Source organism: Williamsia sp. z71 (genome assembly GCF_059553375.1).
The window spans coordinates 763,834-777,384 of record NZ_JCANWX010000001.1 but is presented as its reverse complement, the minus strand read 5'-3'; the positions used below and the strand labels follow the sequence as shown (position 1 = coordinate 777,384).

Annotated in this window: 13 protein-coding genes; 7 read left to right on the top strand and 6 right to left on the bottom strand. The window is 65.0% G+C overall.

Going from position 1 to position 13,551, the window contains the following annotated elements:
• Window positions 1–155: 155 nt before the first annotated feature.
• From AC51GR_RS03360 to AC51GR_RS03350, 3 genes are all read left to right on the top strand, one after another.
• On the top strand, window positions 156–1,523 hold the full coding sequence (locus AC51GR_RS03360; protein ID WP_496323210.1) for an acetamidase/formamidase family protein: 1,368 nt from the start codon (window positions 156–158) through the stop codon (window positions 1,521–1,523).
• A 251-nt stretch (window positions 1,524–1,774) separates the two neighbouring features.
• Window positions 1,775–2,986: an HNH endonuclease gene (locus AC51GR_RS03355; RefSeq protein ID WP_496323209.1), complete on the top strand. Its 1,212-nt coding sequence runs from the start codon at window positions 1,775–1,777 to the stop codon at window positions 2,984–2,986.
• Window positions 2,987–3,178: 192 nt separating this feature from the next.
• On the top strand, window positions 3,179–4,057 hold the full coding sequence (locus AC51GR_RS03350) for an amidohydrolase family protein (RefSeq protein ID WP_496323208.1): 879 nt from the start codon (window positions 3,179–3,181) through the stop codon (window positions 4,055–4,057).
• Window positions 4,058–4,169: 112 nt separating this feature from the next.
• Here the strand turns inward: AC51GR_RS03350 and AC51GR_RS03345 are convergent, their stop codons facing one another.
• A complete protein-coding gene (locus AC51GR_RS03345) occupies window positions 4,170–4,451 on the bottom strand; it encodes a DUF2277 domain-containing protein (RefSeq protein ID WP_496323207.1) in 282 nt (93 codons plus the stop codon).
• 28 nt (window positions 4,452–4,479) lie between these two features.
• The gene (locus tag AC51GR_RS03340; protein ID WP_496323206.1) at window positions 4,480–5,448 is read right to left on the bottom strand and encodes an NADPH:quinone oxidoreductase family protein; all 969 of its coding nucleotides are present in this window, start codon (window positions 5,446–5,448) and stop codon (window positions 4,480–4,482) included.
• A 41-nt stretch (window positions 5,449–5,489) separates the two neighbouring features.
• Here AC51GR_RS03340 and AC51GR_RS03335 point away from each other — a divergent pair, with 41 nt between their 5' ends.
• Complete coding sequence (locus tag AC51GR_RS03335; RefSeq protein ID WP_496323205.1) at window positions 5,490–6,179, top strand: class I SAM-dependent methyltransferase; 690 nt, start codon at window positions 5,490–5,492, stop codon at window positions 6,177–6,179.
• On the opposite strand, the gene AC51GR_RS03330 is transcribed toward AC51GR_RS03335, so the two are convergent.
• Window positions 6,164–6,694 carry a metallophosphoesterase family protein gene (locus AC51GR_RS03330; protein ID WP_496323204.1) on the bottom strand — a complete coding sequence of 177 codons (531 nt, stop codon included), beginning with the start codon at window positions 6,692–6,694 and terminating at the stop codon, window positions 6,164–6,166. The two genes, AC51GR_RS03335 and AC51GR_RS03330, sit on opposite strands and share 16 nt — an antisense overlap.
• Before the next feature lie 28 nt (window positions 6,695–6,722).
• Window positions 6,723–8,423 (bottom strand): class I adenylate-forming enzyme family protein, encoded by a 1,701-nt coding sequence (locus tag AC51GR_RS03325; RefSeq protein ID WP_496323203.1) that lies wholly within the window; start codon window positions 8,421–8,423, stop codon window positions 6,723–6,725.
• Between the two features lie 341 nt (window positions 8,424–8,764).
• Between AC51GR_RS03325 and AC51GR_RS03320 the strand changes: the two genes are divergently transcribed.
• The gene (locus tag AC51GR_RS03320) at window positions 8,765–9,745 is read left to right on the top strand and encodes a zinc-dependent alcohol dehydrogenase (protein WP_496323202.1); all 981 of its coding nucleotides are present in this window, start codon (window positions 8,765–8,767) and stop codon (window positions 9,743–9,745) included.
• 9 nt (window positions 9,746–9,754) lie between these two features.
• Window positions 9,755–10,528: an SDR family NAD(P)-dependent oxidoreductase gene (locus AC51GR_RS03315; RefSeq protein ID WP_496323201.1), complete on the top strand. Its 774-nt coding sequence runs from the start codon at window positions 9,755–9,757 to the stop codon at window positions 10,526–10,528.
• 16 nt (window positions 10,529–10,544) lie between these two features.
• On the opposite strand, the gene AC51GR_RS03310 is transcribed toward AC51GR_RS03315, so the two are convergent.
• Window positions 10,545–11,501 (bottom strand): alpha/beta hydrolase, encoded by a 957-nt coding sequence (locus tag AC51GR_RS03310; RefSeq protein ID WP_496323200.1) that lies wholly within the window; start codon window positions 11,499–11,501, stop codon window positions 10,545–10,547.
• On the bottom strand, window positions 11,498–12,844 hold the full coding sequence (locus AC51GR_RS03305; protein WP_496323199.1) for a flavin-containing monooxygenase: 1,347 nt from the start codon (window positions 12,842–12,844) through the stop codon (window positions 11,498–11,500). Before AC51GR_RS03305 ends, AC51GR_RS03310 begins: the two co-directional genes overlap by 4 nt.
• A gap of 101 nt (window positions 12,845–12,945) precedes the next feature.
• Between AC51GR_RS03305 and AC51GR_RS03300 the strand changes: the two genes are divergently transcribed.
• Window positions 12,946–13,551 (top strand): TetR/AcrR family transcriptional regulator, encoded by a 606-nt coding sequence (locus AC51GR_RS03300; protein ID WP_496323198.1) that lies wholly within the window; start codon window positions 12,946–12,948, stop codon window positions 13,549–13,551.

The following is a 13,551-nucleotide window of genomic DNA, read 5'->3' as shown; positions in this document are numbered from 1 at the left end:
CCCGCGCGATCGTCCGGCCGAATGTGTCCCATCACGGTCGGCTTCAAACCTCGCCACCGGTTAACAATCTCCGACATCTTGGCGCATCGTGCGCAACTCGTAGGAAACAACTTCTCGGTAGTTTCGGACATCCGACAACGCACCGGAGGATCACTGTGCCCGAAGAGTTTTCGAAAGCTGCCGCGGAGCTGCTATCCCAGGGACTCGGCAGGCGCCGATTCCTCCAGAGCGTCGCCGCGATCGGTGCCGGGGTCGGTGTCGCGGGAGTGACCGCTTCCTGCTCCGACGCATCTCCGGGACCGACCGTGTCGTCACCGGCCCTGCCTTATGCCGGCGGTGTCCCGATTCTGCAGCCGGGGCAGGGCGAGAGGTCCGGAGACCTGTATCTGGGGTCCCTTCCGGACCAAGTGCTGTGGGGATATGTCCCGAACGTGCACATCTCCCCGGTGATTCGGATGAAATCCGGCCAGACCATCACCATCGACACCGTGTCACACGAGGGCATACTCGAAGACCAGGGCCGTAACCCCATCGAGTACTTCGGAACCAAAGGCGTCGCAGAGACCGATGTGTTGCAGGACGCTGCCGCCATCGCCGCGGACTACAACCGGACACCGCGGACCTTCAGCAAGGACGGCCCCCATGTGGTCACCGGACCGGTGTTCGTCGAGGGCGCCGAACCGGGAGACGTCCTCAAGATCGAGACCCTGGAAGCCATTCCGCGCGTGCCGTACGGCGTTGTCTCCAGTCGACACGGCAAGGGCTCACTGGCAAGAACCAGCGATGGCGGCGCACCCGCAGGCATCGACCTCGCCGAGGTGATGCCTCCGGTCGGAACCGACGGAAGGGCTGACCCCGACCCCACACGACAGGGCAACGTTTCGATCTTCACATCCATCGAGGATGGGTTGGGGGTCATGCCCTTTGGACAGAGTTCTCGCGTCCGCTTTCCGCTCCGTCCGTTCATGGGCATGATGGGTGTTGCATTTTCCACCGATGCCGACCCGACGGCGCCCACCTCGAACTCGATTCCACCCACGCTGGGTGGCGGCAACATCGACATTCGACTGCTCGGCGAGGGGTCGTCGTTCTATCTTCCGGTCTTCGCGCCCGGTGCGCTGTTCTACGTCGGCGACCCACACATGGCGATGGGCGACGGGGAGGTCGCACTGACGGCGATGGAGGGTTCGCTGCGCGGCACCTTCCGCTTGACGGTCTGCAAGCCCGGATCCGGGGACGCACCGAGTGTCGCGTACGGCTACCCCTTCGCGGAAACTGCCGAATCCTGGATCCCCATCGGCCTATCCGATCCCGACGGTGCGGTCGACGGCCAGAGCAGCGACCTCAACGCCGCGATGCGACGCGCTGTCGTCAACGCGCTGGACTTCCTCGAAAACGATCAGGGCATGGACCGTGCGACCGCCTACGCATACCTCTCCGCGGCGGCCGACTTCACCGTCTCACAGGTGGTCGACCGGACAGTCGGTGTACATGGTCAGATCTACAAGGACCACTTCAGCTGATGACCAAAGCTCCCCAACGCCGGCGGCCGAGTTGCACGTGAAACGTTCGGCCGCCAGCGCAGAGTTGCTTCGCCTCACTATCGAAAGATGTTGAACCTGAACGAAATTAGACCCAAACAGTCTTGCGAACATGCGTTCGAATAGGTACAGTGGAGTCAATCGACCACACGCATCATGTATCTGACGCCTTCCCCGCAGAGACACTCCGGTCGACGTTCCCGGTTCGTGTTCCCGTTGGAAGGTGCTGTGCCATGCGACTACTCGAGATGGTCGACGATCTGGTTGACCTGCCGATACCCGACGACGCGGATGTCGTGCTGGGGGTGGTGAAAGATCTGATCACGCTGCGCAACGCCACGGAGCATCAACTTGCAGTGTGTGCGGCGGTGATCGACGAGTCGGGGATCGCCCGTAAGTCCGGGTCTACGACATCAAAGTTGCTGCAGGCCAACGGTGCGGCGCCGGCATCTGCATACCGATGGCTGCGGATCGGGCCGGGTTTGGCGGGTCTGGATCGTACGGCCGGATATTCACGCGACGGGTTCCTGTCCTCCGAGCACGTCGATGCGGTGGTCAAAGGTGTCGCCCATGTTGTCGGGCGGTCCGAGGATCCGGTCACCGCCGAGCAGCAGGTCGCGTTCGAGCGAAAACTGTTGAACCACGCCATCTCCGGAGCGCCACCTGCAGAGATCAGCGCCGCAGCCCGAGCGCTGGGCAACGAGGTCGCCAAGGACACCGGTGGTCCGCCGCCGGCAGAAGACCGGTCGTTGAACAGCCTCGAATACAAAGTCCGCGAGGGCCGTTGTGTCGGCACGTTCGATGTGGATGCGGTGATCGGGGAAAAGTTGCACTCGGCGTTGGATCGCTGGTCCCGGGCACATCCGGAACCCGATGGTTCGGATGATCCGCGGTCCCCGACGCAACGCCGCGCCGACGCCCTGCACCGGTTGTTGGACTGCGGCGGTGGTGGACAGACGCTGGTGTCGGCGCCGCGGACCGAGGTGAACGTGACCGTGCCCGCCGATCATCCCGAGGCCGCCACCCTGCCGTGGATGGGTCCGGTCACCGAGGCGACCGCTGCGATGTTGGCGTGCGATTCGTCGATCACCTCGATCACCCTGGACGGGCAGGACGTCCCGATCGACCTGAGCCCACCGAAACGGCTGTTCACCGGGCTGGTCCGCAAAGCGATCATCATCCGCGACACCTGCTGCGTGAAATGCGGCGGCCATGCCAGCTGGTCGGACTGCCACCACATCGTGCACTTCGTGGACGGCGGCGCGACCACTCTGGAGAACGGATGCCTGTTGTGCCGGACGTGTCACATGGCCGTCCACAACACCGGCTGGGACGTGATCATGGGCTCCGACGGACACCCCTGGATGATCCCGCCGGCCGACATCGACCCCCAACGAAGACCCCTACCGGCCTACAACCGACGCACCCTGACCCTCGCCGCCTGACCGGATCATCCTCTCCCAATTGACACGCTTCCCACCAGCGCACCCGAGCTCTCGTCGGGACCGCGCATGAAAATTGACAACTCCATAGTGTGACGCCGGTGCTGCCGCCGGAGACGAATCCCCGGCGGCAGCACCACCCCGGCCTCTGGCGTGGGTAACGTGAGGGCCGTGTGTGGACCAGAATCCCTGTCGGTGGCTGAGCCGAACGCCGTCCGGTCGATCTGGCAGGCGCTCGACCTGCCCGGACTTGTCGACGTACACACCCACTTCATGCCGAAATCGGTGATGGACAAGGTGTGGGCATACTTCGATTCGGTCGGACCGATGGTCGGCCGCGAGTGGCCGATCACCTATCGTGCCGATGAGGACCAGCGCATCGAGACGCTGCGCGACTTCGGTGTTCGGGCATTCACCTCGATGATCTACCCACACAAACCGGACATGGGGGTCTGGCTGAACAGTTGGGCCGCCGATTTTGCAGCTCGCACACCCGACTGCCTGCGCACGGCCACGTTCTACCCGGAGGTGACGGCGCCGGCGTATGTCGCCGATGCCATCGAATCCGGTGCAGCAGTGTTCAAATCGCATATCCAGGTCGGTGACTACAGTCCCACCGATCCACTTCTGGACGATGTCTGGGGCACGATCTCCGACGCCGGTGTACCAGTGGTGATCCACTGCGGGTCGGGCCCGGCACCGGGTACATACACCGGCCCTGAGCCCATCAGTGAACTACTGCAACGCTTTCCACAACTACCACTGATCATCGCCCATATGGGTATGCCCGAGTACGACGACTTCCTCGACCTCGCCGGCATCTACGGCAACGTCCATCTCGACACGACGATGGCGTTCACCGCATTTGCCGAGGAAGGTGCACCGTTTCCGACCGAATCGCGGCACAAGCTGACCGACCTAGGTGATCGCATCCTATGGGGCAGCGACTTCCCGAATATTCCGTACAGCTACACCAGCGCACTCGAAGCCGTCATCGAAGTCGGCCTGGACGACGACTGGGTGCGAGGCGTGCTGCACCACAACGCGGCCCGCCTGTTCGGTATCGAAACCTGACTCAACCGCCTGGTCCTTGAGCATTTTCGGCCCGCTCGACGGCAATTTCGGCACGCTCGACGGCTTCGGGTCGACGGCTTCGGGTCGACGGTGGAGCTTACCGGGAGAACGGCTAGCTCTGCCGCGCCGCCTGCGCCGCGATCCGGGCTTGCACCTCGGGACGCCGGAGCGGGGGAACGGACTTGGGCGGCTGCCGTCGTGGAGGCAACGCCTGCAGCAGTTCCGTGGTCGCCGCGGTGACCCGCTCGACGGCGAGCTCGAACGCTTCGACACTCGCCGCCGACGGTTTCTGTACGCCGCTCACCTTGCGCACGTATTGTCGCGCCGCCGCTTCGATTTCGACGTCATTTGCGGGCGGCTCCAGCCCTCGGAGCTCGGTGATGTTGCGGCACATGGGCTAACTCCTCATCGTTCTCGATTTATCATTCCGATATCTTGACAACCGCTTTGCCCAGGACTTTTCCATTGGCCAGATCGTCCAGGGCCTGCGGGAGATCGGCCAGGGCATAGGTGCGATTCACCGGGGGGCGCATCCCGGCTGCGACCATCGCGGTGAGGTCGTCGTGGAGTTTCGCGGGCAGATCGGGATGTGTACGCACGTATTCGCCCCACGCCGCGCCGACCACGGAGATGTTGCGGAACAACACCCGGTTCAGCTTGACCGTCGGAATACCGCCGGCCGCGAACCCGATCACCACGAACCTGCCGTCGGGAGCAACCTGACGCAGCGCCTCGTCGAACACCTCACCACCGACCGGGTCGATCAGCACATCCACACCGTTGCCGGTGAGTTCCTTTATCTTTGTACCCCAGCCTTCTTCGAGCTGGACCACCTCGTCGGCTCCCAGACCCCGCAACAATTCCCCGGCACCCTTGCGGTGGACGATGGCGATGACCCGGGCGCCCATCGCCTTGGCCACCTGAATGGTGGCGACACCGACGCCGCCGGCACTACCGAGCACACCAACGGTCTCGCCCGGCTGCAGATTGGCCCGCGTCTTCAGGGCAAAGATCGCAGTCTGCAGGTTGATCCCCATCGCCGCGCCCTCGTCGAAGGTCAATTCCGGCGGAATGGGTAGCAACTGCTCATCGGTGGCGAGTACCTGCTCGGCAAATCCACCGACCACCGACATCACCTGAACGCGATCACCGACGGAGTACCGGGACGTGGCCGGCGCCTGCGCCACCACACCGGCGACCTCGGTACCCGGCGTGAACGGGGTCGGGATCCGCAGCTGGTATTTGCCCTGACTCATCAGCAGGTCGGGAAAGCAGACTCCGCAGGACTTCACGTCGATGAGCAGCTGATTGTCGGCCGGTACCGGATCGGGGACCTCCGTCAGGGTCAACCCACTCGGACCTGTCTCTTCGTTCAGTATCTGAGCCTTCATAACGCCCAACCCTACGCGGGGACGCCGATAGGATCACTCATATGACCTCTGCTCCCCAGAAGCACGACGACCAGCCCAGTGAACTCCAGCTCCAAGCCGCCATCGATGCCCCCGGCTTCATGCCGATCGACGAGGCGACCGCACTGTATCGGGTTGCGCGCCAATACCTGTCAGCCCCCGACGCAGTCGGAATCGGTGTCGAGATCGGCACCTACTGCGGCAAGTCCACCGTCTTCCTCGGCGCCGCTGCCCAGCCGGTGGGCGCCACCATCACCACCATCGATCACCACCGCGGGTCCGAAGAACACCAGCCGGGCTGGGAGTACCACGACACCAGCCTCGTCGACCCCCATACCGGCACGCTGGACACCTCGGCCCGGTTCCGACGCACGATGTGGGACGCCGGACTCGAAGACACCGTCATCGGCCTGCTGGCCACCTCCACAGCCGCCGCCCGCATCTGGGGCCGGCCCGCGGATTTTGTGTTCATCGACGGCGGGCACAGCAGCGAAGCTGCACAGAACGACCTGGCCGGATGGGCTCCCTGGGTCCGTATCGGCGGCGCCCTGCTGATCCACGACGTGTTCCCCGATCCGGCCGACGGCGGCCGGCCACCGTTCGAGATCTACCAGAAGGCACTGGGCACCGGGCAGTTCACCGAGGTCGGCGCACAGGGCTCACTGCGGGTTCTACGGCGCGACTCCGGGAACCCGGGTCAGCCCCTGTTCTGAGCGGTGCGGGTCTCGGCGGGTCGGGGCAGGCGGTGCAGCTGCACGTCCAGCACGGAATCGTCGCCGATCGTGGCGGTCATGTACGTGCAGTTCGGTTGCCGCCTCCGATCGGTCGGTGACCCCGGATTCAGCAGCCGCAGCCCGGTGTCGGCCGTGGTGTCCCAGGGAATGTGGCTGTGCCCGAACACCAGGACGTCGGTGTCCGGGTAGGCCGCCGACATCCGCTTCTCCCGTCCCGTCGCGGCCCCGGTCTCGTGGGTGACGGTGAACCGCAGACCACCGAGCACGACGTCTGCGCGCTCGGGCATCCGAGCGCGCAGATCGTCGCCGTCGTTGTTGCCCCAGCAGGCGATCAACCGGGCCGACCGCGCCTCGAGCGCTTCGTACGACGCCAGATCGATCCAGTCGCCGGCATGGATGACGACGTCGGCGCGCTCGACCGCCTCCCAGACGGGCGCCGGCAGGTCACGGGCCCGCTTGGGGATGTGGGTGTCGGAGATGAGCAGTAGGTCCACACCTACGACGGTAACCTGCCGGCGGACATCAGCCCCGATACTGCTCGCGCACTTTTCTTTTGAGAATCTTCCCGGTGGCACTACGCGGAAACGGTGCCAGGTCGAACACCACCGCGGCAGGAACCTTGTAGTCGGCGAGCGCGTCGCGCACGATGTCCTTGACCTGGGCCTCCGTGAGGTTCACACCGTCCCGGGGTGCGACCGCCGCGACCACCACCTCGCCGCGTCGCTCGTCCGGGACCCCGAATACGGCGACCTCGGTGAACCGGTCCGAGGCCATCAGTGCCTGCTCGACCTCGGCACAGTAGATGTTCTCCCCCGCCGAGATCACCATGTCTTTCTTACGGTCGACGACGAACACCAGACCGTTGTCGTCGAGATAGCCCAGATCGCCACTGCGGTACCAGGATCCGTCGAAGGTCGCGGCCGTCTCGGCAGGACGATCGAGGTATCCCGCCATCACCAGCGGCCCCCGGACCTGCAGCTCGCCGACCTCGCCGGCCGGCAGAACCGTTCCGGCGTCATCGACCACCCGCACCGACATCACCGGACTCAGCGGTCCGGACGATTCCGGATACGCGGCGAGCAGGTCGCCACCGGCGGTACACACACTGCCGGCCGCTTCGGTCATCCCCCATCCCACACTCCGGCCGGCCGACGGGAGCACCTCGCTGATCCGGTTCACCAGGTCAGGTGGGGTCGCCTGCCCGGCGGGTGCCACGTTCACCAGACTCGCGAGCGCCTCGGGCGCCGGGTTGGTCGCCAGCAGATCCGTGATCACCATCGGCGGACCCGCCAGCATCGCCAGCTTGTGCTCGGCGATCAATCCGATCGCGGTCTGCGCGTTCCACCGATTCTGGATCACCACAAACCCGCCGGAAGTCATCGAGGTCAGGACGCAGACCAGACCGGAGGTGTGGAACAGCGGAAAGATCAGCAGCGCCGACAGGCTCGGCATCAACCCGCGCAGCGCATCGGGTTCCATCCCGTACTTGCGGGCATTGGTGAGGATGTTGACCTCTTTGATCATCAGCAGGTTCATGACCATCGTGCAGATGTTGCGTTGCGTCAGCAGCACACCCTTGCTCCGGCCCGAGGTGCCCGAGGTGAACAGGATCAAACACAGCGATTCCGGGTCGACCGCGACCGGTGCCGGCGGATCGAACGACTCCGCCATCACGTCGGCATACGACCGGGCCGACCCACCGGGCAGCGCGTCACCGACCACCAACAACGGCACCTCTGAGCCCGCCGAACGCACCATCTCGGCGCGCTTGTCGTCGGCGATCACCACCACACAGTCGGCATCTGCCAGTGCGTGACCGGTCTCGACAACGGACTCCCGGCTGTTGAACAGCACCGCGGCGCCACCACAGCGGGCGATGGCCATGATCGAAATTACATAGGCCACTCGGTTTTTCATCAGGATGCCGACCCGGCTTCCGGGTCCGACGCCATACTCGGCGGCCAGCGCTCCGGCCAGCCGTCCGGCCTGCTCTGCGACCTCACGATAGGTGTATTGGACGTCGTCTTCGATCAACAGGATCTTGTCGGCATAGGTCTCGACGAGTTCGCGGAACACCATATCCAGCGACGCCGGGGCGTCCCGGTAGACCAGCATGGACTCACCGCGGACCTGGGCTGTTGCCAGCGCAAACGGACCATCCGGCCCGGTCAGGTCAGATTCCAGCTCGCGATAGAGCGACACCGGTTCGAGGACTGCACTCACGATCGACCACCTCCTTGGCTGCACACGCCACCGAGCATATGAGAACAAGTTCTAGTTTTATGACGAAAGGCCAGAATCGGTCACGCGGATCTGCTCGATGTGGCGTCGGCGACCGCTCGACACCCGCTGCCGGGACCACCTCGCCGTACCCCAGACGCAAGGCCGGGCACGATCGAGACATTCGCATCAGCCTCGGACATGCCTGACAGTGTTGATGATCGGCACGTACTGCACAAGGGTTTACGCCGAAGCAAAGAGAACACGAAAGTGTTTGAGCGACAACGCCTGCCAATTACGCCATTCGTCAACACAGTCGGCGGCCCGGCGGTTAATCTGCAGCAATGCGTGCAGCCGTCATCGAAGGTGGAAGGTTTGTCGTCCGCGACATCGCCGAGCCCCGGCCCGCGTCCGACGAGGTGCTGATCCGGGTCCACGGCTGCGGCGTCTGCGGCTCAGATCTCAAGACCTATCCCCTGCTGCCCGACGGCGCGATCATGGGGCACGAGTTCGCCGGTGAGGTCGCCGCCGCCGGATCGGCCGTCGCCGATCAGTGGCCCGAGGGCACACCGGTCGCCGCCATGCCGGTGATCGGGTGCGCCGCGTGTGGTTCCTGTGCGGCCGGGGATCCCGCCCGATGCGCCACCCCGCAGGCCGTGGGGCTGGGGATTCGACCCGGCGGATTCGCCGAATACGTCACCGTGGCAGCGTCCGGCACCGTCGCGCTCGACGCCTCGGTCAACCCCCGAGACGGCGCCCTGGTCGAACCGCTGGCGGTGGGTCTGCACGCCCTGAACAGGGGTGGCGCCGCTGCCGGTGACCGCCTGCTCATCGTCGGCGCCGGCCCGGTCGGATTGTCGGCACTGGTCTGGGCTCGATACCGCGGCATCACCGACATCACCGTCTGCGATCCGGTGGCCCAGCGGCGGCAGGCGGCCGTGGGTCTGGGTGCAACGCATGCCATCGACCCCACCACCGCCGGCGTCGGAACCGGCTACGACCTCGTCGTCGAATGTGTTGGCAAGCCAGGGATGATCGCTACCTGTCTCGACGCGGCCGGTCCACGCGGCCGCATCGTCATCGCCGGGGTCTGCATGGAACCGGACACCTTCATGCCACTGGGCGCCGTCGTCAAAGACGTGACGATGAGCTTCGTCAGCTACTACACCGCCGACGAATTCCGCACCGCTGCGGCGGCTTTGGCCGATGGCAGCCTCCGGCTCGACGGGTTTGTCAGCGGTTACGCGACCCTGGACGACCTGCAGGAGGTCGTCGACGGACTGTCCCAACCGAGTGACCAGCAGAAGATCATCATCACGCCCTAGGAGAGCCCCATGCAGTCAAGCCCGCTTGTCATCATCACCGGCGGTGCCTCCGGCATCGGATGGGCCAGCGCACAGACATTGAGCGCCAGAGGGTTTCGGGTGGTGATCGCCGACATCAACGCCGACGCCGCACGCGAACGGGCCACCGAACTCGGCGGCAACACAGTGGCTGCCACCGTCGATGTCGCAGACGAGGATTCGGTGCGTTCGCTGTTCGAGTCGGTGAGCACCGACCACGGCCAACTGACGTCGGTGGTCAACTGCGCAGGCCTGACCATCCCCGGCGCACTGGCAGATCTGAGCCTGGCCGACTGGAACACCACCATCGCCGTCTGTCAGACCGGCACGTTCCTCACCTTCAAATACGCTGCGCACCATATCGCCGACGGTGGTTCGATCGTCACCATCGCCTCACTCAACGGCCGCCAACCCGCCCCCGGCCTGGGCGCCTACTGCGCGGCGAAGGCCGCGGCCCTGATGCTGACCCAGGTCGCCGCCCTCGAACTCGGCGCGCGCGGCATCCGGGTCAACGCGATCTCCCCCGGCCTGGTCGACACCCCACTGGTCGCCGGGCTGTCCCTGGTCCCCGGCATGACCGAGGACTACATCGAGAACACCCCACTGGGACGCAGCGGCAAACCCGAAGAGATCGCCGCGATGGTCGCGTACCTGCTGTCCGACGAGGCGTCCTGGATCACCGGTTCCGCCTTCGACATCAACGGCGGCGCTCATACCAAGCGCTATCCCGATCTACTCGAACACGTTGCCGCCATGGGTTTGTGACCGCCGGTCGGGACTGCTACGCCAACCCACCGAGATGCCTGGTCAGGAACTTGATCTGGTGGCGCACCGCGGCGTCGAACCATGGCTTCCCGGAATAGATGCCGAAGTGATCGCACGGATAGTGGCGCACTTCTGCCCGGGCCTTGACTGCCGCGTTGGTGGCCGGGTGCGGTGGCGCACCCCGGTCGAAATCGGCGATCTGCATCAGCACCGGACAACGGATGTCGCCGGCATCCCGGTCGGCCCGATAGCCACCGATCTCCGGGCCGATCGCCGCGTCGATGGTGTTCTGCCAGGTGGGGCCCGCGATCGCGAGATAGTCCTGTAGGTAGCCCGGCAGCGTCATGGCGCCGATCTCGCCCGGTTCGGCAACGATCGGCATCATCGTCGGCGTCCGACCGGTGCTCCGGCGGACCCGGCTCCACAGTCCCAGCGCGGTCGAGCGGGCGATCGCCGAGGCCGGCACATTCGCGAACGCCAACCGCCCTGCTGCCAGACCGTTCACCAGCGGGGTCATCGAGATGACCGCGGCCAGGTCGTCACGGCCGGCCCCGACGGACAGCACATGCCCGCCGGACAACGAAACACCCCACAGGACGATCCTGTTGGGATCGACACCGTCGAGCGTTTTCGCGGCCGAGATGGCGGCGCGGTAGTCCTCGAGCTGACCCTCGATCGACACCGTCTGCCGGTCCTCGCCACCCGAGGACCCGAATCCGCGGTAATCGAAGGCGAACACGTCCAGGCCACTGGCCGCGAGTGCCGTGGCAAACGGTTCCAGGCCGGAATCCTTCGTCCCACCGAGTCCGTGTGCCATCACCACTATGGGCGTACCGGCAGGACCCTTGAGGGTGTCGGTGCCTGCCCGGAAATACCAGGCATCACATTCGACGCCGCCGCTGGAGAACGTCCGGGTCAGATGAGGCCCGGAATCCGAACTTCCGGCGCCGGGGGCGGCGGTCTGCGCGGTCATGCGGCCACCGCCCAGTCGGGCGCACCGAGGTCAGCGGCCCGCGCCAGACCCTCCGGCAGCTCCTTGGTCCGCATGTCGTGTTCGTAGATGAAGTAGTCGACCTGCTGGGTGTGCCGTGGACGATCGAGCATGTGGCCGGTGTACTTCTGCTGGTCGCTCACGATCACCTCCTCCATCACCTCGGGTGACGGTAACCGGTATCTACCGGCGGCGTAGGCGCCGAGTAGCCGGGACTGACACTCGACAAACGGGAACAGCGTGGGGGTCGATTGCGCGAATCCGATGAAGACCAGGTCGTCGATGCCCGGCTTGAACATGCGCTTGTACAGCGGAATGTGGTTGCCGGGCGCGCTGATGAAGTCTTCGTCGAAGAACGGGAAGGTGATGTTGTACCCGGTGGCATAGACGATGACGTCGAACTCGCCACTGGTTCCGTCCTCGAAATGCACCGTGGCGCCGTCGAGCTCACGAACGTTGGGCCTGGGGATGACATCGCCGGAACCCAACCGCAGCGGAAGTTCCACCGACTGCGTCGGATGTGCTTCGAACAGTTTGTGATTGGGGGTGGGCAACCCGTAGTTCTCCGGCCGTCCCGAGAGCATCGGATGCCCCATCTGCACCAGCTTGCGCTGCCAGGACAGCGGCAGATACGGCGTGGTCTGGTAGTACTTGTCCGCCGGTTTGCCGGCAATGTACTTCGGGACGATCCAGGCGCCTGACCGCGTCGACAATGTCACCTCGTTGCGCAATGTCTTCGACGACAACTCCACCGAGATGTCGGCTGCGCTGTTACCCAATCCGACAACGAGTATCCGTTTGCCGGTCAGCGGCAACGGATCCTGCGGGTCGATGTAGTGATGTGCGTGTATCGACTCACCGGTGAAGGTTCCCGGGAAGTCGGCCTTGCGCGCATCCCAATGATGTCCGTTACCCACCACCAGCAGGTCGAATCTCCGGGTCTGGCCGGCCTGGGTCTGCAACTCCCAGCCCCCGCCGTCGAGCCTGCGGGCGTGGGTGACGCCGTTCTGGAACTCGATGTTGTCCTTGAGGTCGAAGGCGTCGGCGTAACTCTCGAGATATGACTTGATCTGGGAGTGATGCGGAAAGTCCGGGTAGTCGTCCGGCATCGGGAAGTCCTTGAACGACAGCCGATGTTTGGAGGTGTCGATGTGCAGCGACCGGTACGCACTGCTGTAACCGTTCGGATTCTTGAACGCCCAGTTGCCGCCGATCCGATCCGAGACCTCGAAGCAGGTGTACGGGATTCCGTAGTCGTTCAATATCTTTCCGGCGGTCAATCCGCTGATGCCTGCGCCGATGACTGCCGTGGTCGGACCCTGCATGAGAGCTCCTGAGAAGATCTGTTGACACATTCTGCAATCTGTTGACCCCGACAGTACACAGATCGGAGAATGTGTCTACCGGTTTTGCTATGTTTGCTCCCGTGACAGATTCCGTCGATGCCCGCAGTGTTCACGATCGGCTCCTCGATGCCGCCGAGGAATGCCTCGCAGCCAAGGGCATTCGGGCGACCACGGTACTCGAGGTCGCCGAGACCGCAGGGGTGTCCAGAGCATGGCTGTACCGGCACTTCTCGGACAAGTCGGCATTGCTCGGCGCCACGATCGTGCGGCTCAACGATGCGTTCTGGGCCGATGCACACCGAACCTTGGCCGGATTGGCCGACTTCGACGCCCAGCTGGCGGCCGGTGTGGCCCACGGTCGCAGCGCCTACGATGCGCCGGGAGCCCTGATCATGAAGCTCCGCCTGAGCGAGCCCGACGAGTTCGCCGCCTGCGCGGGCATCGGGGTCCAGGGTCTGGTGCCCGAGCTGGCCGCCTTCTGGCAGGACTATGTGATCGCCGCCCGCGATCGCGGTGACATCCACCCGGCGACCGACATCGCCGAGGCTTCGGAGTGGGTGGCCCGGGTGCTCATCAATCTGACCACGGTTCCCGGTCCGAGTCTGGACCCCGACGATCAAACCGCGGTGCGGCGCTACTTTCGGCGTTACGTGATGCCGGGGCTACGGGCCGCTCCCGCGCGCTAG